This window comes from Nitrosomonas oligotropha, assembly GCF_900106555.1.
Classification (GTDB): domain Bacteria; phylum Pseudomonadota; class Gammaproteobacteria; order Burkholderiales; family Nitrosomonadaceae; genus Nitrosomonas; species Nitrosomonas oligotropha_A.
The window spans coordinates 35,710-61,551 of record NZ_FNOE01000009.1; the positions used below are offsets into that span (position 1 = coordinate 35,710).

The 25,842-nt window shown below is 49.0% G+C and carries 18 protein-coding genes and 1 pseudogene; 3 read left to right on the forward strand and 16 right to left on the reverse strand.

The window, feature by feature from the left end; genetic code table 11:
- Positions 1-41: 41 nt before the first annotated feature.
- The 3 genes from BLU57_RS06745 to ppx all read right to left on the reverse strand — a co-directional run bounded on the left by BLU57_RS06745 (position 42) and on the right by ppx (position 6,172).
- Positions 42-2,879 carry an EAL domain-containing protein gene (locus BLU57_RS06745; protein ID WP_090318211.1) on the reverse strand — a complete coding sequence of 946 codons (2,838 nt, stop codon included), beginning with the start codon at positions 2,877-2,879 and terminating at the stop codon, positions 42-44.
- Positions 2,876-4,525 (reverse strand): FecR family protein, encoded by a 1,650-nt coding sequence (locus BLU57_RS06750; protein WP_090318214.1) that lies wholly within the window; start codon positions 4,523-4,525, stop codon positions 2,876-2,878. Before BLU57_RS06750 ends, BLU57_RS06745 begins: the two co-directional genes overlap by 4 nt.
- Before the next feature lie 162 nt (positions 4,526-4,687).
- Positions 4,688-6,172 carry an exopolyphosphatase gene (gene ppx, locus BLU57_RS06755; RefSeq protein WP_090318217.1) on the reverse strand — a complete coding sequence of 495 codons (1,485 nt, stop codon included), beginning with the start codon at positions 6,170-6,172 and terminating at the stop codon, positions 4,688-4,690.
- Between the two features lie 40 nt (positions 6,173-6,212).
- Between ppx and sixA the strand changes: the two genes are divergently transcribed.
- Positions 6,213-6,743 carry a phosphohistidine phosphatase SixA gene (gene sixA / locus BLU57_RS06760; RefSeq protein WP_256206196.1) on the forward strand — a complete coding sequence of 177 codons (531 nt, stop codon included), beginning with the start codon at positions 6,213-6,215 and terminating at the stop codon, positions 6,741-6,743.
- Here the strand turns inward: sixA and BLU57_RS06765 are convergent.
- The 4 genes from BLU57_RS06765 to BLU57_RS06780 form a co-directional block, all read right to left on the reverse strand.
- Entirely contained in the window at positions 6,738-7,166 is a 429-nt protein-coding gene (locus tag BLU57_RS06765; protein WP_090318354.1) for a helix-hairpin-helix domain-containing protein, read from the reverse strand. The two genes, sixA and BLU57_RS06765, sit on opposite strands and share 6 nt — an antisense overlap.
- Positions 7,167-7,289: 123 nt before the next feature.
- Positions 7,290-7,649 carry a YajD family HNH nuclease gene (locus BLU57_RS06770; RefSeq protein ID WP_090318220.1) on the reverse strand — a complete coding sequence of 120 codons (360 nt, stop codon included), beginning with the start codon at positions 7,647-7,649 and terminating at the stop codon, positions 7,290-7,292.
- 49 nt (positions 7,650-7,698) lie between these two features.
- Positions 7,699-9,510: an AMP-dependent synthetase/ligase gene (locus tag BLU57_RS06775; protein WP_256206197.1), complete on the reverse strand. Its 1,812-nt coding sequence runs from the start codon at positions 9,508-9,510 to the stop codon at positions 7,699-7,701.
- A 76-nt stretch (positions 9,511-9,586) separates the two neighbouring features.
- Positions 9,587-12,073, reverse strand: coding sequence for an acyl-CoA dehydrogenase (locus BLU57_RS06780; protein ID WP_090318226.1), 2,487 nt, complete (start codon positions 12,071-12,073; stop codon positions 9,587-9,589).
- Positions 12,074-12,314: 241 nt separating this feature from the next.
- Between BLU57_RS06780 and dapE the strand changes: the two genes are divergently transcribed.
- A complete protein-coding gene (dapE, locus tag BLU57_RS06785; RefSeq protein WP_090318229.1) occupies positions 12,315-13,517 on the forward strand; it encodes a succinyl-diaminopimelate desuccinylase in 1,203 nt (400 codons plus the stop codon).
- Between the two features lie 156 nt (positions 13,518-13,673).
- Here the strand turns inward: dapE and BLU57_RS06790 are convergent, their stop codons facing one another.
- From BLU57_RS06790 to BLU57_RS06810, 5 genes and pseudogenes are all read right to left on the reverse strand, one after another.
- Complete coding sequence (locus tag BLU57_RS06790; protein ID WP_090318233.1) at positions 13,674-14,378, reverse strand: GW dipeptide domain-containing protein; 705 nt, start codon at positions 14,376-14,378, stop codon at positions 13,674-13,676.
- A 655-nt stretch (positions 14,379-15,033) separates the two neighbouring features.
- A pseudogene (locus tag BLU57_RS16490) lies at positions 15,034-15,278 on the reverse strand (transposase); the annotation flags it as partial.
- A 113-nt stretch (positions 15,279-15,391) separates the two neighbouring features.
- Positions 15,392-17,980 carry a bifunctional diguanylate cyclase/phosphodiesterase gene (locus BLU57_RS06800; protein ID WP_176776386.1) on the reverse strand — a complete coding sequence of 863 codons (2,589 nt, stop codon included), beginning with the start codon at positions 17,978-17,980 and terminating at the stop codon, positions 15,392-15,394.
- Between the two features lie 338 nt (positions 17,981-18,318).
- Entirely contained in the window at positions 18,319-20,058 is a 1,740-nt protein-coding gene (locus tag BLU57_RS06805; RefSeq protein WP_090318239.1) for a methyl-accepting chemotaxis protein, read from the reverse strand.
- Between the two features lie 274 nt (positions 20,059-20,332).
- Positions 20,333-20,971 (reverse strand): DsbA family protein, encoded by a 639-nt coding sequence (locus tag BLU57_RS06810; RefSeq protein ID WP_090318357.1) that lies wholly within the window; start codon positions 20,969-20,971, stop codon positions 20,333-20,335.
- 145 nt (positions 20,972-21,116) lie between these two features.
- Here BLU57_RS06810 and BLU57_RS06815 point away from each other — a divergent pair, with 145 nt between their 5' ends.
- The gene (locus BLU57_RS06815; protein ID WP_256206198.1) at positions 21,117-22,016 is read left to right on the forward strand and encodes a DUF6279 family lipoprotein; all 900 of its coding nucleotides are present in this window, start codon (positions 21,117-21,119) and stop codon (positions 22,014-22,016) included.
- A 79-nt stretch (positions 22,017-22,095) separates the two neighbouring features.
- Here the strand turns inward: BLU57_RS06815 and BLU57_RS06820 are convergent, their stop codons facing one another.
- The 4 genes from BLU57_RS06820 to BLU57_RS06835 all read right to left on the reverse strand — a co-directional run bounded on the left by BLU57_RS06820 (position 22,096) and on the right by BLU57_RS06835 (position 25,820).
- Positions 22,096-22,803: an eCIS core domain-containing protein gene (locus BLU57_RS06820; RefSeq protein WP_218131641.1), complete on the reverse strand. Its 708-nt coding sequence runs from the start codon at positions 22,801-22,803 to the stop codon at positions 22,096-22,098.
- 113 nt (positions 22,804-22,916) lie between these two features.
- Positions 22,917-23,162, reverse strand: coding sequence for a hypothetical protein (locus tag BLU57_RS06825; RefSeq protein ID WP_090318241.1), 246 nt, complete (start codon positions 23,160-23,162; stop codon positions 22,917-22,919).
- A gap of 76 nt (positions 23,163-23,238) precedes the next feature.
- Positions 23,239-24,951 carry a hypothetical protein gene (locus BLU57_RS06830; protein ID WP_143026944.1) on the reverse strand — a complete coding sequence of 571 codons (1,713 nt, stop codon included), beginning with the start codon at positions 24,949-24,951 and terminating at the stop codon, positions 23,239-23,241.
- A gap of 236 nt (positions 24,952-25,187) precedes the next feature.
- Positions 25,188-25,820 carry a class I SAM-dependent methyltransferase gene (locus tag BLU57_RS06835; RefSeq protein WP_176776387.1) on the reverse strand — a complete coding sequence of 211 codons (633 nt, stop codon included), beginning with the start codon at positions 25,818-25,820 and terminating at the stop codon, positions 25,188-25,190.
- Positions 25,821-25,842 lie beyond the last annotated feature (22 nt).

Sequence of the window (25,842 nt, forward strand, 5' to 3'; positions counted from 1 at the left end):
AGCAGCATGCTGCGGATTCTCCCCCAAAAGTCAGCGCTTGCTCAGCGCAGCAGCTTGTGCTGCATTAAGTTATACAACGCCTCATAGGGAATAGGACGGCTGAAATAATAGCCCTGATGAAAATAACATGCATGCTGAAGCAATAATTTAACCTGCCGTTCCGTTTCCACGCCTTCCGCAATCACCGTCAGACCGAGATTTTTCCCGAGACCGATAATGGCTTGCACGATTTTCAGATCGTTCCGGTTCTGATCCAGCGTCCGCACGAAGGATTTATCAATTTTCAAGATATCGATCGGCAGTTCACGCAGCAATGTCAGCGAGGAGTAGCCTGTGCCGAAGTCATCCAGGGCGATTAAAATATCGAGGCGCTTAATTTCCTCTAGCACTTTGCTGACCCGTTCCATGTCGTTGACAATGGCGCTCTCGGTTATTTCCAGAATCAAGGACTTGGCAGGCAGTCCGGTATCGTGCAGCACTTGTACAATCGTTTGCGGAAAGTTCTTGTTTAATAATTGCCGCGGATTGACGTTCACCGAAACGTTTACCGGATAACCCAATTGCAAGAGGTTGTATGCCGCGGCGCATGAGGTTTTCAGCACGATTTCGCCCAGCTGCTCAATCTGGCCGATGTCCTCCGCCAGCGGAAGAAACTCGCTCGGCGACAAATAGCCCCGCTTCGGGTGCAGCCAGCGGACCAGCGCTTCGATACGCGCGATATGATGCGATTGCGCATTGACGATCGGCTGAAACAATACCTGCAATTCATCATTTTTTATCGCGGCGCGTAATTCCCTTTCCAGTTCGAGCTGATCGCGCGTCCAAACCACCGAGGATTCAGCGGAATAAAAACCGAAGTGATTCCCGCCATCCTTCTTGACGCGATACATTGCGGTACCGGCTCTTTCCAATACCGTTTCGCCGGTCAGTCCATCTTCAGGGTAAAAACTCACGCCGATACTGACGGAAACAAATACTTCAAATCCATCAATCTCAAACCGTTGCCGGATGGTGTCGAGAATTCTCTGCGCCATCTCCGGCGCGGAATCTTCCTTCGCCAGACGGTTAAATAGCAGCACGAACTCATCGCCGCCCCAGCGTGCCAGGATGACCTCAGCTCCCACAATATCGAATAGACGGCTGGAAACCAACTTGAGTAATTTGTCTCCGGCATGATGGCCCATGGCATCGTTAATTTTTTTGAAATTATCCAGGGTGACAAAAAATACCGTAATATTCTTCCCGGTATCGGGGATTGTCTGAATCAGGGAATCAAATTGCGCCAGCAGTCTCGAGCGATTCGGTAACTTGGTTAACGCATCGTGGCTTTGCTGGTGCGCAACTTGCTGCGCCAGTTCAATGCGGTCGGTAATATCCGTCATCGCGATTACCGAACCCATCATGGCTTTTTGATCGTCGAATAACTGATTCCGCGTAATCCGCACCGTCCGTTCAGTGCCTTGCGCTGTTTTCAGCAAGCATTCAACCATGCCGGGTTTATGCAAACCGCCGTCCAAGATATCTTTCCCGGCTGGGTTAGCGGATAAGCCGTTGTTTCGGGTATCCAGTCCCAGAATTTCCGCTAACAGCTTGCCCTTGATCTGATTGAGCTGGGTTCGCAGAATTGTCTCCGCGCCTTTGTTGATGTAGATCACATGGTCAAAAGCATCAGTAATGATGACGCCATCCCCGATTGATTCCAGTGCCGCATTGGAATGTGTTTTATCAATCCAGAATGTGCGCAGAAATTCATTGATGCGCCGCCAGTTCCAAAGCGGATACAGCGATAACGTGCCCAATAACGCCGCGCCGGGGGGAATCCAGATGCGATTCAGCGTCAGGATCAAGCCGCAAAGAAATAATCCGGCAATCATGAGCGCGAGTAATAGCGGGATTGTCAGATTTTTCCCTGTCCAGGCAATGATCACCAGAATAGCGCTTACCCAGAAAACTGCGATGGCTGCTGTAATCACTGCGGGAGCGGGATGAATGATGCGGCCGGTTGCCAGCATGGAAAAAACATTGGCATGCCATTCCACGCCCGTCATGAGTTGATGATTGAGCGGCGATACCGGTGTGGCGAAACGTGTTCCCATTCCCGCCGCGGTCATGCCGACGATCACCGTTTTGTTTCTTAAGCTGGCCAAGGCCTCATCGTCGAACAAAACCCTGGCGTACGATATTCTCCGGAAACTGCCGGGCTCCCCAGCATAAGGGATCAGCGCTTGCTGCGCTCTTACCCAGTGTTCCGGTTGCTCCGGCACTGCCACAGGGTTTTGCAGTTGATAGATTGCTCTCGCGGCGGCCGGATTGGTCAGCGCCAATCCTAATGCGGGCCATGCGGGCGCATTAATCCCCGCGGATAAAAAAACGCGCCGCGCAACGCCATCGCTATCCAGTTCAACGTCAACATGGCCGAGTACAGCCTGTTGGGTAAACAGGGGCAGCGGCTGCACCAGCGTTAACAATTGCGTATCGGCGTCAAATACCGGCGCCACCGGCAAAATGACATTGCCGTGTTCGGCAATCGCGTAAGCCAGCAAATGATCGGCGTAGGGATCGCTATCCTGCGGCTCGGAGAACAGCAAATCCAAAGCCACCGCTTGATTGTCAATCGATTTCAGCCGGTTGATCAATTCCGCGTGCACGCCTCTGGACCACGGCCAGCGGCCTAAAGTTTTGAAGCTTTCATCATCGATCGCGACAATGACAACATCGGGATCCTGTGGATATTGCTGCAACGTGGCTATTTTGTCATAGAGGATAAAATCGAAGCGCTCCAGTACTTCCGTATAAGCGATGAAAGCAACTCCGGCGAGCAGGATTACGATGCGGATAGCAAATGACCGGTGCTTCCGCAGCTGACCCGCCTGGATCATATCAATACGAGCAATGGCAGCAACATCAGCAGCATAAACCAGTAGGATATCCCGAAGGGAACTTCAATCGCTTGCGGCGATCCCCAAGGCCCTTGAAAACCATCTGATTCAATGGTTTTGATACGCAGATAATAAGTGCCGCTATCCGGTTTTGCGATCGTTACTTGCGAAGCCGTAGTCGACTCGTCGTGAATAATATGGGTAAATTCTTTATCGCGCGCAAATTGAAACTGAAAGCTCTGCCCTTCCGCAGCAGCGCGCCAGGCGAACGTCATTTTGTTATCGTCCAGTTTCGCTTCTCCCACCACCGGTGCGGGATAAGGTACCCGGAATGCCATGGTATCGCTGAACGGCCCCGCGCCTTCGCGCGCGGACACGGCGAAAATACGCCAGAAATAATGACCGGGCGTCAGTGACTCGGATAAAGTCACGCTGTTTTCTTTCACTTCAGGATTAAAGTACAAAGACGATGAGAAATCAGCATCCTTGCTGATCATAACGGCATAGTGGGAGACATCCGTTTGCGCCGCCCATTTGAATTGCTGTTTTTCCGGCTCCGCCATGCCGCCCGGGAGTGGCGCAAGAATAAAAGGCGCTTCCGGATAGGCATTCAGCGCGAACGCAATGACCGCATCCTTGCCTTCGATCGATAATCCATCGATACCGCGCACTCTCAGCCAATAATCGCCATCCGGAATATCGCCGTCGCGGAACGGTAAATTCGCAGCGGTAAATTCAGAGCGTAAGTTTTTAAAGTCCCGGTCGGCGGCAATTTGCGCCCGGTACGCGTGCGCCCCCGCCAATGGGGTAAATTTAATCACCAGTGGCAAATTTTGATAATAATGCGCGGCTCCGGACAAATCCGGCGGCGGCAGCAACTTGACGGGCGAGACCGGCGGCTTACCTTCGATGGTTACCGTGCCATAACCCGCCGGCACTTTGACTTGTTTTCTCTCGCCATTGACCTCCACGCTACCGGTCAGCACCTCGCTGCTGGTACCGGATTGCGTTTCAATGACCCCGACGCGGAAATCCGTGCCGCGCACCGAGCTGATTGCGGATGGCGTTTTAATTTTGAACCGGGTGGCTTTCTCGGATTTTTTCGGCACGGAATTTTCCGTGCGCCCCTGACGCACATCAACCAGCGTATCAATCAAACCATAATCGCCGAACATCCGCATATTTTCCAGGCGCAGCTGGGTGTTTTCCTGCATACGCATTTGTGATCCATCGGCGAACTCGACGGTCACAAACGCGTCGTTTCCACTGTGTATTTCATCGCCCATCAGCAATTGCATGCCTTGCTCAAGCGCTATGCGCTCCTGGTCTTTACGCTGCAACGTCGCAGTAGCGTAGACACTGACCGCCTGCGCGAAGATATCCTGCTGTTTTGTCCAGGCCACCGGAATTCGCAGCGCGGTACCAGGCGGTATCACATAGGGGTTCCGCACTTGATTGAGCTGCTGCAGCTGCTGCACGTATTCCATGCTTTTCAGATGGCGTTCCGTCAGATTCCATAAATTATCGCCGGGCCGGACGGTATAAATCCACTCTTCGGCCACCGCAGGAGCCGATAGAATCAGGATCAAAAACAACGCTGTGCTGCAAATCCCGCCAAACCGGTGCGCAAGTTTTCCTAATTGCATGCCATCCCCTTTCTCATTGGAACATCATTGGGTAAAACTCTGAACACAAAAAAATCCGCTTTTCCGATATCGGGAAATGCAGCAGTCTAGCGCTCGCAACCCATAAATTCAATAGCTTGCAATGAATTCCGCATGTAATCTCAAGCTAGCTGTTGCAACTATCTAATGAAACGATAGTTTGATATCCGCGATCTGCAAAAAACCTTGTTCGGTAATGAGATCAACCAGCGTTAAGGGGTGTTGATCCAGCCAGCCGGGTGGAAAGTCCAAGTTCACACGGTTCTTATTCACGTAAACCAATATTTCCGGCAGACTGATATTCGAGCGGCTTCTATGCATGACTACCGCCAGCCTGAGTAAGATGCATAATCTGATAATCGAGGTACGCATGGAAACAGCGATCGATTCAAATTCTTCCACGGGAAACTTGCGCCGATGGCTACGCACCAGCATCGCCAGTTTCATTTGCTCCTGACGGGAAAAACCGGCCAAGTCCGAATTGCCCGTCAGATAAGCGCCATGCCGGTGATATTGGTTATGCGCAACCGATAAGCCGATTTCATGAATGTAGGCACCCCACGACAATAATTTCAGGTCGGTTTTTTCATCCAGTTCCCAGGCCGCTTTTACCTGATGAAAAAAATTTCCGGCAGTATCCCTAACCCGGCCGGCCTGCTCCAAATCGGCATTGTAGCGTTGCGCCACCGCCATGATGGTCTTATCCCTGACATCTTCATCGTGCACCCGGCCGATCAGGTCATACAGCAAACCTTCGCGTAACGCGCCCTCGGATACATCGATTTTCTTCAGGTTAAGCGCTTCAAACACACCGTACAATATCGAGACGCCGCTGGCAAAAACCGGCTTTCTGCGTTCCGACAAACCCGGGAAATTAATTAACGCGCTGTCACCGATTGCGATAAGTTCGTCCATCAATTGCGTCAACGCGGTTGCCGTAATTCCTGAATCGCACCAGCCTTGCGCTTGCACTACATCCCGGATGGCAATGATGGTGCCGGAAGAACCCAGGGCATAATCCCAACCCGTTTTCTTATACGCAGTTTCCAGCGATTCCAGTTCCTGCATTGCAAACAGGATGGCCTTGCGCATTTTTTTGGCTTTTATCTTACCGTCGTCAAAAAACCGCTGCTCCATATTGACGCAACCCATATACAAGCTTTCCGTCTGGTATGTGTCGTACCCCCGGCCGATAATCAGCTCCGTACTGCCGCCGCCGATGTCGATCACCAGCCGCTTGTTCACCTCATCGTACAAAGTATGCGCCACACCGGAATAGATCAGCCGCGCCTCTTCACGGCCAGCAATAATCTCAATCGGATGCCCCAATGCGCGATGCGCATGCAGCAAGAACTCGCCGCCATTCCGGGCTTGGCGCAGCGTATTGGTACCGACGGCACGCACATTCACATGCGGAATTTCCCGGATACGCTGACCGAACCGTTGCAGGCATTCCAGCGCCTGCTGCATCGATTCGCTGGATAGCTCCTGCTTGTCATTCAAGCCGGAAGCCAATCGCACCATTTCTTTCATACGATCAATGATCTGCAGGCGGCCATCCGCCCAATTCGCCACAATCATATGAAAGCTGTTTGAACCTAAATCCACGGCTGCGTAGGACTCATCCATGTTCGGCGCCATAAGGGTGATAGTATGTTGGTTGGTGAATATGTTTTCTATTCAAGCGATGCAAAAAAATCAGCTGATCATCATGCGGCACGCCAAATCGGACTGGAGCGATGCGAGCAAATCCGATTTTGACCGCCCTCTAACCGCGCGCGGCAAAAAAGCTGCAAAACAAATGGGACAATGGTTGAAACAGAAACAGTACCGCATCGACCGGATACTCTGTTCACCTGCGTTGCGGGCAAAACAAACCTGCCAGTTGGCTGCGGAGCAATTGGATTTTGCTCAACAGCGCGTGCTGTGGGAAGACAGAATCTATGAAGCATCGCTCAATGACCTGATTGCGCTGGTCAATCAATACGGCGCAGGCGCTCACACCTTACTGATCGTCGGCCACAATCCCGGTCTGGATCAATTACTCTGCCACCTATGTGATGATCCCCCACTTGCTAACGCTTCCGGTAAATTACTGACCACCGCTGCAACCGCTGTGCTGGATTATGGAACTGCGCCCATTTCGGTAAAAGCGCATCAAGCACACCTGCAATGTTTGATCAGACCCAAGGAGCTATGATTTCTTTTTATCTTTTTTCTTGCCGTCTTTTTTCTTATCTTTATGCTTCTTTTTCTTTTCTTTATCTTTTACTGCTTTCTTGTCGTCTTTCCGGGCTTTTTTCTCGTCTTTGTCTTTGTCTTTATCTTTGCCTTTCGCTTTATCCGCTTTGGGCAAACTTACTGTCTGATCGATTACAGTCTTTTTGGTCACAGTCAGTGTGCTGCTATCCGCCGTACTGGCTGGTTTGGCTGGCTTTTCTTTCAGACTATCCAAAGCGGCTTGTCTGACCGCACGCGCGCGCAACTCGCCTTTAAAACCGGGTATTTTCCGCAGCTCTTCCAAACTCAGCGAAGCCAGCGCCTCAACCGTTTTTATTTTGCGCTCTTGCAATATTTTGATTGTCGCCGGACCGATTCCTTTGATATCCGTTAACTTCTTCATCACCATGACCTGACTCCTATGAGCTCGAAAAAATCATTATAACCGCCTGCTCGTTTAATACAACGCACAACAGCCCGGAATACCGCCATTGATCTGAATTCAATTCAATAAACGAAATCCGGATCAAGGTTTGTTCTTCAACATATCTTTGAGATTGGCAAAAGGACTGAACGTCGCCGTGTTCCCGGCTTGCCCGCTATCCGTCCGGCCCATGGCATCCTTAAGCTTAGAATGCTCGTTTTCGTGGCAGTAGGTACAGAGGAGTTCCCAGTTACTGCCATCGGGCGGATTGTCGTCGTGATTGCTGTTTTTGTGATGCACTTCCAGCAACTGTAAATTCTTATGATCGAACGTGCGCGCGCAACGCCCGCACACCCAGGGAAATAGTTTAAGCGCCTGCTCGCGGTACCCCTGCGCGCGTTTCTCGGCATTCCGGCGCGCTTCCAGAACCACTTTATCCAGTTTACTCGTGTCTTTTGCCATCGGCTTGTTTCCTTCTCTCGAAAAGATTCAATGGGGCAATGCCCGCTGCTTAATGCCCGATATAGAGTTTGTCGACTTCGGCCTTATATTTTTCCAGCACCTTCGTGCGTTTTAATTTGAGCGTCGGTGTCAACAACCCGTTTTCGATAGTCCAAGGCTCCTGAATGACGGCAACGCGGCGTATTTTGGCGTAGCCTGGAAATTCACTGGTTTGATGCGTGATTTTTTCCAATAAAATTTTCTCCAGCTGATGTTTCTGCTGTTCACTATCCAGGCGATCATCCAGGCCATAATGCGCGCTAAGATCCTGCCATCGAGCTGGATTCAATACCGCCAGAACACTTAAATAAGAACGCGCTTCGCCGATCAGCATCACCTGTTCAAACAAGGGATCACGCAGAATCGCGGCTTCCATATCACCCGGCGGCACTTTCTCGCCGGTCGACAAAACGATAATTTCTTTCAACCGCCCGGTAATCGTTACATGGCCTTGCTCATCAATCGATGCGATATCACCGGTATTCAACCAGCCATCTGGCGAAATCACCGCTTTCGTCGCTTCCGGATTATTCCAGTATCCCAGCATTACATTCGGCCCCCGTACCAACAGGGCATTGTTTTCCCCTAATTTGACTTCCACGCCGGGAATCGGCAAGCCGACACTGGCTGGCATATTATCCTCAACCCGGTTAGCACACACGACCGGACTGCTTTCCGTCATCCCGTAGCCTTGCAACACCGGCAATCCAAGACCAATAAATATGCGCGAAACTTCAGCCGGTAAGGCTGCGCCGCCGCTCATCGCCATCCGCAAGCGTCCGCCGAGCTTGTCCAGCACCTTGTCGGCCACCAGCTGCTTGAGGATTGGCCACAACACATGCGACAAACGCCGATATCCCCTTCTTTGCTGGCATTCAAACTGGCTGTACCCGGTTTCCACCGCAAAATTGAACAACCAGCGCGCAAAACCCGAGCCTTCGGCCAGTTTTGCCCGTATGCCCGCATAAACCCGTTCATAGATGCGCGGCACCGAAATCAACAATGTCGGGCGGATAGTCAGCAGATCTTCCTGCAACTGCGGAATCGAACGTGCGTACGCAATCGTGGCGCCAGCCATCATCGGCACGTAATACCCCGATGTCCGTTCGAACGTATGCGATAGCGGTAAAAACGACAGTAACAAATCATCCGGCTGCACCGGAATCACCTGCAAGCAACTGGCCACATTACTTAGGATATTGTGATGACTGAGCATCACACCCTTGGGACGGCCGGATGTGCCGGAGGTGTAAATGATCGTGGCCAGCGCATGCGGATCGCTGGGGATATGCTGCACTTCATTGGCATGCGCCGATGATAGCCAATCCATCGCCGCGACGACCCGAACATGATCGCAAGCATCGATACTATCCGGTTCAAAAGGCCGGAGGATGAGTACCCGCTGCAATCCTTCGATTTCATTGTGGATGGTCAAAAATTGCTGCCATTGATGCGAGTTGTCCAGCAGCAATAATTTAACGTTGGCATCGTTGATGACGTAAGCCGCATTCTCAACCCGGTCATCCGTGTACAAGGGAATCACCACCAGCCCGAGGCCGAGCGCCGCCTGCTCGAACATCACCCATTCCGGGCAATTTTTCATCATCACCGCGACCCGGTCGCCCGCCGCGAGCGATTCTTTCATCAACGCGGCTTGCCAGCGCGCCACCCATTGATTCATCTGCTCCCAGGTATAGTTAGCCCATTCCTCGCTGACGGCGTTGAAATAGCGGTAGGCCACTTTCTGCGGCGTGCGCTGCACGCGCGCCTTGAAAAGACCATCCAGTGTTTTTGCTTCTTCTACCGGAATAATGTTTGTCATTCCGTCTTGCTCGATTTGCATAGCATTCCTTTTTATACCGGGATTTCTGTCAGTGTCGTTATGTTTTCAGTGCACGTCATTCCTTGTCTTGTTCCTCTTCGCCACCGCCTTCGTCTGAAGAAATACTTTCCATCACTTCGGCAGCCGCAGCGGCCGCAGCACTCACCGCCGCGACAAAACCAGCAGCACCCGCGCCAGCAGCGGCGCTCGCCACATGACCGATTGTTCCGGCAATTCCCGTGTCCGTCCTTGTTTCGTGACCGAAATCAGGCGGAAAATCGTCCACTTTAACCACTCGGCCGCGTAAATCTTTCAACTTGTTCAGAAGACCCGCTTCTTCCGCGCTAATGATGTTCAGTTGCAACGCCTGAGCGATCTGTCCGTCACCATGATCGGTAATTTTATGCTGCTTGACGGCTTCGCGCAGTTTGGCTTCGATGGCGCTGCATTGAATAACGCATTGCAAAGCGTGCTCCAGATCCGCCATCGGTTCACCGTCGGCGGTAGGAACAAAAATCCCAGAGGTTAATCGATCGCGCACCGCACCCGGTTCCATCATCAGCCTGGCAACTTCGTGCGACAGTACGTCAGTAGGGGGTTTGCAGCGTTTCCCGAGCGGAAAGACCAAGGCTTTTAGCGCCCAGATCAACGCAATATGCCCCGGGAAATTGGTCAAAAATTCATCGAATGCCTGTTGCAAGCGATACAAAGCATCTTGCATGGACCAATGCAGCAACGGCAAATCCGCAGCCGGACGGCCATCGTCTTCAAAACGCTTCAGCGTAGCCGAGCACAGATACAACATGCTGAGAATATCGCCCAGTCGCGCCGACAAGCGCTCCCTGCGTTTGAGCGATCCGCCCAGCTTCATCAGCCCGATATCGGCGATACACGCAAAACTGGCGGAGTAACGCGCTAATTGGCGGTAATACGCGGCCGTTTCCGGCGCGCAATTTTCTGGCGCGTTGTCTTTGATATGACTACCGAATAGCGCATAAATCAAAGCGTTTGCCGTATTGCGCAGAGTGAACTTGGCGTGCCCGATCAAAGCTTCGTCAAACGCCTGCGATGCGCTGTCTGGATTGTTATCATGCGTGGCGTTGACTTCTTTCAGCAGATACGGATGACAGCGGATCGCGCCCTGACCGAAAATGATCATATTGCGCGTCAGAATGTTGGCGCCTTCCACGGTAATGCTGACGGGAATCTGCTGATAAGTACGCCCGAGATAGTTTCTCGGCCCGATGCAAATGCCCTTGCCGCCGTGAATATCCATCGCGTCGTTGATCGCTTGGCGTCCGCGTTCGGTCAGATGATATTTGACAATGGCCGACGCGACAGAAGGTTTCTCGCCCAGATCGACCGCACTCGCGGTCATGACGCGCGCGGCGTCCATCATGTAAGTATTGCCGCCGATGCGCGCCAGTGCTTCCTCGATACCTTCAAAGTAACCGATCGGTGTTTTGAATTGCGTCCGCACCCGGCCATACGCACCGGCAGTGCGCGCCGCCAATTTTGCCGCGCCCACGCTGGTGGCTGGCAATGAAATGGCGCGCCCGACCGACAGGCAGTTCATCAACATGCGCCAGCCTTGCCCGACGCCTTCCTGCCCGCCGATGATCCAATCCATCGGAATGAACACTTCCTTGCCCCAGTTCGGGCCGTTCTGGAATGCACCGTTGAGCGGATAATGCCGCCGCCCGATATGGACGCCCGGCGTATTGGTCGGAATCAGCGCGAGCGTAATGCCGAGATCTTCATCCTTACCCAGCAAGCGATCCGGATCGTACAATTTGAACGCCAGACCGAGAATAGTCGCCACCGGGCCCAACGTGATATAGCGTTTTTCCCAGGTTACTTTCATCCCCAGCACATCGCTTTGACCGTCGTATTCGCCGCGGCACACAATGCCGAAATCCGGCATCGCACCCGCATCCGAACCCGCTTCCGGCGAAGTCAGCGCAAAGCAAGGCACCTCCTGGCCTTTGGCCAAACGCGGCAAGTAATATTCTTTTTGCTTTTCGGTACCGTAATGCAGCAGCAGCTCGGCTGGCCCCAAGGAATTCGGCACCATCACCGTGACCGCCCCGGTGCCGCTGCGCGAGCCGATTTTCATCACCACTTCGGAATGCGCCAGCGCCGAGAAACCGTAACCGCCGTACTGCTTGGGAATAATCAAGCCGAAGAAACCCTTGTCCTTGATGAACTGCCATACTTCCGGCGGCAGATCCTTCAGCTCGTGCGTGATCTTCCATTCGTCGAGCATGGCGCACAATTGCTCCGCCGGGCCATCGAGAAACGCCTGCTCCTCCGCACTCAATTGCGGTTTGGGATAAGCCAGCAGCTTTTTCCAATCCGGCTTGCCGCTGAATAATTCACCCTCCCACCAAACCGTACCGGCATCCAGCGCCTCCTGCTCTGTTTGCGAGATGGGCGGCAGCATTTTGCGGAAAATTTTCAGGATCGGATTGCTGACCAGATGACGGCGCAGTAAAGGAATCGCCAGAATCAGGCTGGCAACGGCAACGACAAATAAGACGACATAGAAGAGAAACAGGAACATGGCAATCTTCCTCGTAGTGAGTTAAACCCGGTCAACTTTGCGGCACGATGACACGGTGTTGTACAAGACTTCAATCAGGCGTGTAGAATCCGGCAATCTTCTCAAAGCGCTACAGTCGCAAATTTACATGATAACCGTCCAAATCCCTACTGTAGCGCTGAAGTATTATGCCGCGTTTGTTGTGGTTTTCATACACCCGCACCGCCACCAATTTTTAACTTGTTAAATTCAGGAAAAAATCATGTCCGATGACACACTGTCGCTTGCGCAAATACTGATCGCCCGCCGCTCACTCACCCCTGCCGATGACGGCTGCCAGGAAATCCTGATCGAACGCCTGGAAAAACTCGGTTTCCGTATCGAAAAAATGCGCTTCGGCGAGGTCGACAACCTCTGGGCTCGGCGCGGCGATACAGCGCCGGTGCTGTGCCTTGCCGGACATACCGACGTCGTGCCCACCGGCCCGTTGGAACAATGGGACAGCGACCCGTTCACGCCCACGATCCGCGACGGCAAGCTGTACGGCCGCGGCGCCGCTGACATGAAATCATCGCTGGCCGCTTTTATCACCGCCATTGAAGCGTTCGTGGCGCAACATGCCAACCATCAAGGCTCCATCGCATTGCTGATCACTTCGGATGAGGAAGGCATCGCCGTCGACGGCACCGTCAAAGTGGTCGAAGCGCTCAAAGCGCGCGGCGAATTGCTGGATTACTGCATCGTCGGCGAACCGACCTGCACCGATACACTGGGCGATACCATCAAAAACGGCCGGCGCGGCTCGTTATCCGGCAATCTGACGATCAAAGGCATCCAAGGCCATATCGCTTACCCGCATCTGGCAAAAAACCCGATTCATCTGGCCGCACCGGCAATAGCGGAACTGGCGCAAACCGAGTGGGATCAAGGCAATGAATATTTTCCGCCGACCACCTGGCATATCTCCAACATTCACGGCGGCACCGGCGCGACCAACGTTATCCCGGGCACGCTGAACCTGTTATTCAATTTCCGTTTCTCCACCGCCAGCACGGTCGAATCGCTGCAAAACCGCGTGTATGAAATTCTTGGCAAACATGGTTTGGATTATGACTTGCAATGGGAATTGTCGGGCAAACCATTCCTCACGCCCAAAGCGGAACTGGCCGACGCCATGCACGCCGCCATCGTCGAAGTCACCGGCATCGAACCGCAACTCTCCACATCTGGCGGCACATCGGACGGCCGCTTTATCGCCGACATCTGCGCGCAAGTCATCGAATTCGGCCCGCGCAACGCGACGATCCACAAATTGAACGAACACGTGGCGGTGGACGATCTCGAGAAACTATCGAGAATTTACCAGTTGATCATGGAGAATTTGTTGATCGATAAAACTGTGGTGGCCGACTCGGATACCGATGGCTTTTGGGATAAGTTGAAGAAGTATTTTTCTTTTGGGTGAGATACATTTGTAGCCCCCCGTATTACTTGAACGGGGGACATGCAGGTTTGCATTTTGATGGAATTATTTCTAAATGATAAATATATTTGTAACATCTGAAGCCAGCCGCACGCGTTAGCGCGTCGGACTGGGCTGACTTGTTATAACTCTTTCGTATCATTTAAGTTTTTGCCCAAATAAAGCAATACTGTTTACCCAGCCTTGGTTTCCATTAAATGTAACTTGATACCAAATAGTATTGTTGACCATTTGACGTTTGATAATTGATATAGACTGACCTTTAACGGCATAAACTATTTTTGATAAGTCGGAGGGAGTGTAGTGAGGCATGATTGGTGTTTTTTTGCTAAGTATATACTCTGAACCAACTTCTAATGTGTTTGGATCTATGAAATCCATTGAGCTTTTAACACTTTTAAAAATATCCAAGGTTTCCATATTCCTGTCTGTATCGCTTCCTTGTCTTATATAGATTTCTTTCGGATCGTAATCAGCTAGTGGTTTCCCATCGATTATGCTTTGAAATCTAAATTTTGACAGCTTGTTAATATTTATTAGCTTATATTGCTCGATAAATTTACTTGATTTGTAAGATGATGTGACAATGAAAACTCCATCACTAAATTTCCACTCTTTGTTGTCTTGTGAGTCTTCTTTATTTTCTACTACAAGTTTCCCATCCTCAAAAAACGTATGCCTCATGTACCGTTTTGCCACCGTATTTTTATGCACAGGATTTTTTACAACAGTTTTCCATTGACCAATAATGTCTTCTTTAGTGAACTCAGCCGCATATGTGCTGATTGTAGGGAACAGTGCGATTAAAAAAACAAATCTTCTGATGAATTTTAAATCGTTCATGAACTCTCCTGAGTTATAACGTAGAGCTAACCAGCGCTGCGCGGCTTTATCGCGCAGCGACCGAAGGGAGCGAGTTTGAGCGCCGGGTTAGCCGTTTTAGATGTTGGAGTAAGCGGCATAAGCAACGCACCTGCTGACGGCCTACCAAATCAATTGCAGGCCAACTACCATAGAATAACTATTAAACAAATATAACAAATTCCAGTTACTTGTTTTGTCCGCTTTGGCGAGCCGTTTTAGGCTCGAACAAACGTCCGCAATGAGCCGAATTCAGCCGATCAATAATGACGCGTATCCATTTCCGGCTCAACTTCAACGCGTTGCTTTTTGGTTGCCAGAACGGCCCGGCAAGCCGGATACGTTGAGCGGATCGGGGTATTGTGTGATCCCCTTTGGATCGTAGCCGTGCAAAGGTCTCTACACATTCATCCTAGCCGGTCAATCTTAGCGCTGGCCATCTTGATGTGATCCTCAAGTGCGGCGATACACGGTCCGAACCGGTGGTTGAATCCTGTGCTCGCTTTCATTTGAGCAAGGAACACACAAACTAGTTGTTCCGCGGGGCGCAAAGGTCATCGGCGTCATATCGTAAGCCGGTGCAATTATTATAAGGGCGGCCCTGTTCGGAGACGAATGACAGATTGCCGCTGTGCATCTTGGAAATGATTTGAGGCTCGAAATTACTTTCACGGTCACGGGGAATCTCGATGGGCAATTCACCAAATTCACCTTCTGTATCTTACGACTTTTGCCATTTCTAGGATTGCCAGTGGGATTCGTTACAGTTTCGTGCTTATCGTGACCAAGATATTCGATCATTTCAGCTTGCAAGGCACGCTCAACCAGCGCTTTGTCAGTTACTTGAGTAAAGCCATACTCACCGATTAAATCTTCTGGCATATTGTAATCGGCCAACGGCCTAGCAATTAAGTCGGTCGGTAGGGGCCTGGAGGGGGTGGATTTCTTCTCCAAATATATAAGCAGTTTCCTGCTAAATGACAATTAACACAAAATTATTCACCTACCGATTTCTTGAGTGGAATAAAAGCAGTATTTTCAGCAAATAATTGATTAAGTTCATTGGCAGGAATCGGTTTTGAAAATAAATAGCCTTGTCCAAAATCACACTCTATACTTTTCAATAGCTCAAATTGATCCCATGTTTCTATACCCTCTGCAATGACTCTTAAATTAAGTTTATGAGCCATCACAACCATTGCTTCGCATAAAGTTAAGTCATCCGAGTCAGAACTAAGGCTTTGCACAAAAGACTTGTCAATTTTGATGTAATCAATATCAAATTTCTTGAGGTAGGCTAAGGATGAGTACCCTGTTCCAAAATCATCAAGTGCAACTTGCATACCATTATCCCGAAGCTTCAATAAATAATCATATATGTTATTCGTTGCTTCCATCATAGAACTCTCAGTGATTTCAACTACTATACTTTCCCCTGGCAGGCCAAGTTTTTTTAAGTGCTCGAACCACGAGTGGCATCTACTAGAATCTACTTTAAATTGAAAAGGGGATTTATTGATACTGATCTGAAAATTCGAATTGTAAGTTGCACGGCAGTATTTTACCTGCGTAGCCGCTTGGTGAAAAATCCAATCGCCAATTTCTACAATAAGACCTGTTTCCTCAGCAATTGGAATAAATTTGTCTGGATTAATTATCCCGCTTTTGGGATGTTGCCAGCGAACAAGAGCTTCTGCTTTTTGAATGTAACCAGTAGATAAATCTATGATTGGTTGATAATGAACTAGTAATTCTCCATTTTTCACGGCATGCCGCAAATCATTTGCGAGCCGCATTCGTGTATTGGCAGTTTCTTGCATACTGTTTGTGAAGTAATGAAAGCAATTTCTTCCTTCACGTTTAGCAGTATGCATCGCATGATTAGCACACTTGAGCATGGTAGCTATATCAGTTGCATCCGTTGGAAAAAGTGCAATTCCTATACTGGCTGTAAGATAGGTTATTTCATTCTCTAAATGATAAGGGATTGCCAACTGCTCTAAAATGGAATTAACGTAATAGCCCACAAGGCTAGTTCCGTCCAGATTACTAAGCATGAAGGCAAATTCATCGCTACCTAACCGCCCAAGCATTCCTTTTCCTTGTGAAAACGTAGCCAATCTCTGAGAAACTTCCTTAAGAAGCAAATCTCCATAATGATGACCAAGGGTATCGTTTATCTCTCGAAAGCGATCAATATTGATAAGAATCAACGCAAGTTGCTTATTCTCATACTGGCATTTCTTCAACTCCTCATTTAATCGTTCATATATCATTCGCCGATTTGGTAATCCAGTCAGCTGGTCATAGTTAGCTTGTCTCCAAATTAATTCTTCTTTTTTCTTCCTTTCTGAAATATCACTAAATAAGCCGACCCATCCCTGAATAGTCCCATCCAGGTTATATAGAGTATTGATACTCAACACTTCCGTAAATAACTCGCCATTCTTGCGGCGATTTTGAATCTCACCTTGCCACTTGCCAGTCGCACCGATCGACTGCCACATAGTCTGATAAAATTCTTTACTATGAAGACCCGCACTTAGAATCCTTGGGGTTTTTCCAATGACTTCCGCAGATTGATAACCAGTGACTTCAGTAAAAGCTGGATTGACACTGATAATGCATTTATTCGCATCTGTAACCATCATTGCTTCACTGCTTTTATGATAAACAAGTAATGCCAATCTCATTTCGTCTTGAGATTTTCTTAATTCATAAATTGTAAGCATAAGCATTAGACCAAGTACTGATACAACAAGATATGCGAGTTGCATATTGATTAATCCAGATTCTTGCAAATCTTTTCCAAAGAGACCAATTCCGATTGCCGCTCCGATCATGGCTTGCACAAATGTAATAGTGAGGACCAGCGTTATGCCATGACGACCAAACCGGATAGCTCCCCATGTTGCACAAACTACGATCCAGTAACCTCGAGCGATAGAACCCAGTTCATGATAAAACAATTCGAGATGGACTATTTGTCCAATCAAAATGGTTAAGCCAATAAAAGCAAGAGCTTCAATCGCACGATAACCTTCAAACCATCCTTTAGGAAGTTTCTTCCAAATTAAAAAGAAGGGAGTAAATATTGCTATCCCGAGCAAGTTTGCTATCCACCAGACTAATAAGCTGAAAGTTAGCACTGGAGAGCTCAATTCGTTAATTAATGATAGCCCTATGATACATAGCATAGTGCCAATCGAGACCGACAAGATGGCCGATACGGCAAGCCATGAATAGTCACTAGAATTTTTAAGTTTTATGATACTTTCATAATTTATATTTTTACACTTAAAATTATGCCTAAGAAACCAAATAGCAATAAGAGGTTCAGCAGTATTACCAATGACAAAAACTAGATTTGATTCTATAGACTTGCCTGCTAAATAGTTGGCTAAAAAAACTCCTAGCGCAATACCGGGCCAAAATCTATGACCACCAACGAGCAGAGCTGCCAAAGCCAATCCACTTGGCGGCCAGACTGGAGAAAAATTTCCCTGGGCAGCGAAATTTTCTATTATTATTTTAGCTAGTAAGGCATATGTCAGCGCTAGCAACAACATAGAACCAATACTCACCCATCTATGCATCGGAAATTTTTTTATGGCAAGAGGAAAAACTTGGAGTTTTCTTAACAGGAGCATGATTTTATTTATTATTATTCTTTTTGGATTACAACTCTCTGAAATTCTCGGATGGAAATATAACTTGAATTAATTAAAATGCATCAGGTTAGCGTCCTTCCAAAAAGGTTAAGTCGCTGATTAATTGCCCAGAAATATTTCAGAAATAAAATGAGAATCAAATTAGAGATAAAAATCCAATTTTTCTTTCATTTTTCACTCTGCACACTCTTTATGTAGCAAATTAATCAGCGATCTCTTAAGCATTAAAATTTATTTTGATAGCTTCCAAACTAAAATTCACTCCAATCCTCATTTCTTCCATTAGCAGTTTTTTTACATGCTGACTGATGCTGATTCCTTTTCATATAGGTTAAACTATTTTTTTCTGAAGGGAGTGTCATAGCAGTAGATAACATTCGAGTTCGTGAATCTTTTCTCGTCACAGATTGTTGACCCACTTTGAAAATTGAAATTGCACCGGCCAAATCTTTTGCTTGGTGCTCTAATGATTCGGCCGATGCAGCCGCTTCTTCTACCAAAGCAGCATTCTGCTGTGTAACGTCATCCATTTGAATCACTGCTTGATTAACCTGTTCAATGCCGGTGCTTTGTTCCCGAGAAGCTGCTGTAATTTCTGACATTATCTCCGCCACTTGTTTCACTGAGGCGACTATTTCATCCATAGTCTTCCCAGCTTCTTCTACAAGTTTGGCTCCATCCTGGACTTTTCCAACAGAATCTTCGATTAGTGTTTTTATTTCTCTTGCTGCTGCGGCGCTTCGTTGCGCCAGGTTTCGCACTTCCGTTGCCACTACAGCAAATCCTCGACCTTGCTCTCCTGCTCGAGCTGCTTCTACAGCCGCATTGAGTGCAAGAATATTTGTTTGAAAAGCAATACCGTCAATTACGCTAATGATATTTGCGATTTTGTTTGAGCTATCGCTGATCGAGGACATGGTATTAACAACTTCTTTCATCATTTGTCCCCCTTTTCCTGCGACTGCACTCGCACTGGTTGAGAGCCGATCTGCTTGTCTTGCATTATCAGCATTTTGCCTTACTGTGGAAGTTAATTCTTCCATGCTGGATGCGGTTTCCTCTAGCGAAGAAGCCTGTTCTTCTGTGCGTTGTGATAAATCAAGGTTACCGCTTGCTATTTCACTCGATGCTTGGCGCACTTCCTCAGCGCTATTGCGAACATCTAAAACCGTGGTCCTCAGATTAATACTCATCTGAACCAGCGCTTTGATCAACTTTCCGAATTCATCCGAAAATTCATTTGTAAATTTGCTTCGCAGATCCCCTGATGCAAGTGTATTGGCTATCTCAATCGCTTTATTTAAGGGTTTGAGAGTATTCCGCCAAATCAGAAATCCAGACAAACACATTGACAGTATGCCTGCTAAAGCAGTTACTACAATAAAATTGCTTGACCAGCTTGCTCCGGATTCTTGGTGTAAGCTCCACCAGCCAGCTATTGCAGCACTGACCAACAACAATGTTGGCAGCGATAAAGAAAGCGCTATCCGTTTTCCAACAGTCATTTGAAATAAAGAAGCAACTTTTCCAACAAAATCAGTGCGAACAATATTTCCATTTTCTATCTTGATATTCTTAGCTTTTCCCTCAAGAATCTGACGGTATATCGGCTCTGCTTTATCGATGAGCTCTCGAGATGGTTTGGTTCGTATCGACAGATAACCGACAATGGTTCCATTTTCGACTAGAGGAGTAGCATTACCCAGTACCCAGTAAAAATCGCCATTTTTTCGGCGGTTTTTAACCAGACCTGTCCATGGTTTACCAGCCTGCAAAGTTTTCCACAAATCAGCAAATGCATCCGGTGGCATGTCAGGGTGCCTTACAATGTTATGCGCTTTCCCGATTAACTCATCTTCAGAAAATCCACTCACTTCAATAAAGGTCGGATTTACATATGTTATTCTTCCTTTTGTATCAGTGGTCGATAAAATCAGCGTGTCATCGCCTATAGGATATTCTGTGTTTGAAACCGGTAGGTTTACTCTCATATTCCTTTACCCTTTATTTATAATGATTAGGGCTAATCTTACGTCATATTTATTTTATTAATTAGAAAGATAATTCTTATTATTAATGTCAATTATCTTACAAAGATAGATAGCATACGGAAAAATTGATTTTGATCTAAATCAATATTCACACAAAGAGTCTCTTCACCCCAATCCGATTGGTGAACATTACGTTGGTGGAAATCACTGCGAAGAATCGATTCCATTCAATCAATGTCAGATTGAATGGAGAACAATTTCTAAAACTGTATTATCAGGTGTGAGGCACTTCAGATTCGATTGCTTTTATCTCATCCAGCATGGTTCGATAATCCAAATAATCGACCGCAACCGGAAACACAGCATTGTTATGCACCAATCGCAAAGACGGATAGGAATAAACATCCATACTTCTTGCCTGCTGAATTTGCTGCTGTAATTCATTTTCTATCGCCAGACTTTTCAGGTCTTTGCTAAAGGTTTCCGCATCCAAACCAATCTCACGGGCGCATGCTTGCAAGGTTTCCGGCAGCGATGGATTCTTCGCTTGTTGATAATAGGCGGTTTGAATGGCGCGGATCATTTCTGGCTCAGCTTCAGTGCGTTGCTTTTTAGCCGCCAGAACGGCCCGGCAAGCCGGATACGTTGAGCGGATCGGTGTATTGCGTGACCAGAAGTCCCAATTGAAGCGGACGCCGGGAACGGTTTGCTCGATGCGTTGCCAGGCTTGTTGAACCATTTTCTGCGTCGCGGGCGGCATCGGTTCCGTGGTATCCGGCGCCAGACCGCCAACGAGGTAAACAATGTCCATATCGCGCGGCAATGCCTGCTGCAACGCAGCCCAGCTTTGGCTGAAGGCGTAGCACCAGCTGCACATGGGGTCATGAATGTAGAAAATTTGCGAAGTACGCATTTGCAATGCATCCAAAATGAAGTCCCGCAATGTTATCGCCAAAGGTGCGAAAATCCTAGCGATTCGGAATCACACGTTACGTCAAAAAAGATGGACGCGATTGCGGTAAAATTCCCTTCTGCTTAACGTTGAATGGACACCTGTCATGATGCTGCACACCTTACGCAAATCACTCGCACGAATCGCGCTGATCGCCTTGCTGTTGCTGTTGAGCGGTTGCAGCATGCTGAGACTTGGCTATGATAATGGGCCGCAAATGGTGTGGTGGTGGCTCGATGGTTATGTCGATTTCAGCCGGGAACAAGCGCCGCACGCCAAGCACGCCATTCACCAATGGTTTGGCTGGCACCGCGCCAACCAGTTGCCGGAATACGCGGATTGGCTAGCCGCGATACGCAGCCGGGTCGACGGCCCGCTGACACCCGAGCAAGTCTGTAGCTGGTCCGATGAATTGCAAACGATCGTCGCGCCCGCTTTCGATCACGCCGCGCATCTCGGCACACCGGTGGCACTGCGTTTGGGTGAACCGCAGTGGCGGCATCTCGAAAAACGCTACGCCAAGAGTAACGAGGAGCTGCGCGAGGATTTCCTGCAACCCGATCCCGAAGACCGGCTGCGCGCAGCCATCAAACGGACGGTCAAACGCGTTGAGAATCTGTACGGTGATATTGATAAAACACAACGACGCTTAATCGTTGCCAGCCTTGAAGCTTCCCCTTTCAATCCGGAAGCATGGTTGACCGAACGCCAGCGGCGGCAACAAGAAACCCTGCGAACCCTGCGCCAGCTCGCCGCCGAATCCGCCGCACCCGAACTGGCCACGGCCTCATTACGGAAACTGATTGCCCACACGCACCGTTCCGACGATCCGGACTATCGGGCATACCAATTGAAATTGGCCGAACACACCTGCGGCTTTATCGCACGCATGCACAACAGCACCACGCCAGCACAACGTCAACATGCGCACGACAAACTCAAAGGCTGGGAAACTGATTTTCGTGCATTGATGATGGATAGCCGCATGCAGACTGCTTTGGAGTAGCTATGTGCGGCACGGTGGATAGTCCGAGGAATCCAGCGGGATCTAACGCCACAGCCCCGTCGGCTTATTCCTATTTAAGCTAAACAGCGCTTCCTAATGCCTTCGCACCCATCACATCCGCTTCGTGCTCTAAGCCACGATCATCATTGATGGGAACACCTTCCTTCATCTGCATCGTCGGCTGCACGCGGCCTTGCGCCTGCTGCACCACATGCCAGGCTTCATGCGGCAAATGCTGCTCCTGCCCCGGTGCGACATAGATATCGGTTCCTTGCGCATAGGCAAGCGCGTTGAGTTGCGCTGGTTGCGATGAGTTGTAATGTACCCGGACGGAATCCATCGACATACCGGATAGGTTCTCTATGCCGGATTTAAGGTTATCCGGCAGGCCGGTGTTGTTCGCAGTATTGTTCGTTTGGGCGGAGGATTGCTCTTTCAATTGCGCGGGAGAATCCGTGGCTGCCTTTTTCTGTAATTCTTCTTCCTCGATCCGTTGAATCGGTTCGGATTTCTTCTGCAGCGACTTGTCTTCCTCGACGCGCTGCACGGATTCACCGGAAAGCATTTTGCGTTGTGCCAGCATGCGCGAGCTATTGTGTATCAGCTGACTGATTTTTCTTTGCGCGATAGCTTGGGGAGAATTGACCATAGTAGTCATCAATTGCCGCTGATTTGCAGTCGATTCACGATTGTCCGCAAAAGCTTGCTGAACGGATGATATAATTGCCACGGCAGTAGGATTGCGCGTTTGTTGCCGCTCTGACTCAATCGATGATAATCGTTTCATACTACCCTCCGTTTATCTTATGCCACTTTCAATCTTTGACTGACAGGTGAATACAATCTGGCTCGCTAGTTGAAGCCACTTGCTATAGATCATCACTAAGTATTTTACTCGCACTAAAGCTTTACAACAAAGCTATTGAACTCCAATTCACATTTGCTGCAATCAAATCCTGAATACCATACCATATTCCGATGCCATTTCCAGGCTCCGAGGTGCTTAGCAATCACTAGCCATTCAGCAATCGAGAGATGTTGTGCCTGTCTGCCATTGGATGCAAGTTTCACCACACCACTTCTTTTAGTAGAGCCATAGTCCACCTGAGAAGGATCCGTTTCCAGATCCACTTTAATCCAGCACATGGATTGCTCCACGTGAAAATTATGGAATCGCCATGCAATGATCCAGCCCCCCTCCCCGTTTGTCCAACAGGCAGATTTATTCCAACCAGGCGGCTTTCATCCACGCCACAATGCCTTTTGACAGCTTATCGTCAAGCGAATGAATCACGCTCACTTGCACCCAACTACCGTATTCATTCCCGGTTAGAGTCACACCGGCGCCGCCAAAGAAAGTATATATAGCGCCAGAATTAATCCCACCAATGCTGTCTGATAAATTGATAGGCCGCAGCCACTGCACCGAAGAAGAGAACGGTATCCCTTTCTTTAATGCCTTGCTACTCATCCAACCGACGGTTCCAGGCGGGATTTTTTTATCCTGCGACAGATAAATCCTGACTTGCTGCCAAGACTTTTTTCGCTTGACTGGCGAGCCTATGGGTTGCACCACAGTATCGCTCGTGAAGGATTCAAGTACGTTTGCCTCTCCACTGTCAGGACTATGAGCCAAGGTGATACCACTAAAGCCCAAGGTTCCCGAACCGCCATATACTGCTGGCAAAGGTTTGCCAGAAGCCCCACCGGTGATGAATCCCTTACCGGCCGGATGTTGCAGCTTGTAACCCGATACAATTTTAGTTTGCTCACCGCCCAATGGCGCCGCCTTCGGCGTCCCTTTGCCTTCATCCAACTTGCTGGCTTCAGGGCTGCCTGATTTTCCGAATTCTTCTGCGATTCCATAAGGCTTTTCCCCATAGGCCAGATAGCGGGATTGGATGCTGCCTTGATGGCGGGAACCTGGAACAGGGTTTCCATCTATGCTGTAGCGAAAAAAGTCGAAATTGAAGTTGGAATCCACTTGGTATTTGCCACTTGGCAAATGCGAGATGCTTTCACCATCCACCTTAACATGATAGTAGCAGACATAGCCTGCCTGTACGCTAGACTTGACCCATTTCTCGACAAACTTCAAGTGCTTGTCATTGGCGTCGGCAGTGATTGGATATAGATTGATGGCATTGCCGGGGCCGCCCACATCATGGTTTAACAAGTGCCCCTTGATGTATTTAGAATGATTCGGAACACCGGTGTTTCCGCTATTGGCAAGCTGTTTCATCAAACTGTCTTGATCGGAGTCCTTGTTGGAATCAGATCCTGGTTGATGGTCTTGCGACAGCGGGTTGGCGATCATTTCCCGACCTACCGTAGCCGAGGCTGTACCTAATGTTATGCTGCCAGTTTTAAACAAGGCATTGGTTTGAGTGGCTTCTCCTGTGCCGCTACCAAGCATGCGATAACCAATTGAAGAACCGGAATCGTATGCAACCTCGTAAGTCGGATTGATCTCAAAGACGACCTTTGGCTTGGCATGTCCGACACCTTTCAACCGGATGTCTTTCAAGCGGTAGGCTTCGGCCAGCGTGGACAAGCCCTGTTGTAGGCTTAGCGTGTCGGCGGATTGTTTCATCAAAGCCTGCACAGCGGCCTCCACCTCAAGTGCCCGTTGTTCTATTTCCGCAGCCGCTGCAGGGTCGGTCGGCAAGGTGCCGGATTTAGGCGTCGGGGGCGCTTGTGCGGGCTTTGGTGGCAGCGCTTTCCCGGCATTGTCGGTTGCATTGACTGCCGTACTGCCTAGCTCTTGGCTTGGCACGACTGATCCTGGCAATGGTTTTTCGGCTTCTTGTTCCTTCCGTTGCACGGTTCTAGCGTTGATGATCCCTAACTCGCGGTGCTGGGCAGTTGCGAACTTACCCTGAAGCGGCTTTTCTTCTTTGATACGCTGCAGCGCATTCAATTTCCCTCGCGACATATTATGAAATTGTTCCGTCCTATTGCGTTGAGCAATTGTTTTTGGATTGGAACGAATGGTATCTTTTAACTGCCTTAGTGCGATAGTCTCCGGTCGGTTATCGACAAAATCCGATGAGTTTCCTGCATGCATCCCATTAGCATTAGGCTGGAACTGTCTTGTTTGCTGTTGTTCCGATCCAGTTGAAACTGATTGTTTCATGCTTTCCTCCGCGTTATGGGATATTACTTCCAATTTTACACCGGCAACTGACCATCAACCTCATCCCGATACATCAACACCGTAAAATCATCTTCCAAATAATCATTGAAGCATTCTACTCGGGGCGACAGTACCCGGCAAAGCGTCAGGATTTCTTCCCGGTCATGTCCGATCAGTAAGTCATGCTGCGGGAAATGGCTTTTATCCAGCATGTTGAAAGCCAACGCGATTCTGGCGCTGTTATACAGTTTGCCGATCATGGCGGTATAAAAACTATCATCTTTACAGCGGTATCCCAATACACCGCTGGCGATGACATAATCGACCTGCGGTAACTCGGCGGTACTGAAGTCCGTTTGATAAAAAGTTGTCCGTTCGATGCCTTCGTAGCGCTTCCGCGCTTCGGCGATAAACTCCGGCATTTGATCGATGCCGATATAATCGAAACCGGAAAAATGCTGGTCCAGAAATGCTTTTAAGTCGCCATACCCGCACCCGGCATCGAGTATCGTCTTACCGCTCAAGTTACCCACTTTGGCCAGCACTTGGTAGCGGATTTGCTGGCTATGCGCACCGCGCCATCCCAGTGATTCGACCGTGCCGTGTTGAAATTCGGCAATACGATGACGGTGGTAATGCATGACTGTCGCTTTTTCAAAAAGGTCCATTGTAGTCATTTCCTTTTAAACC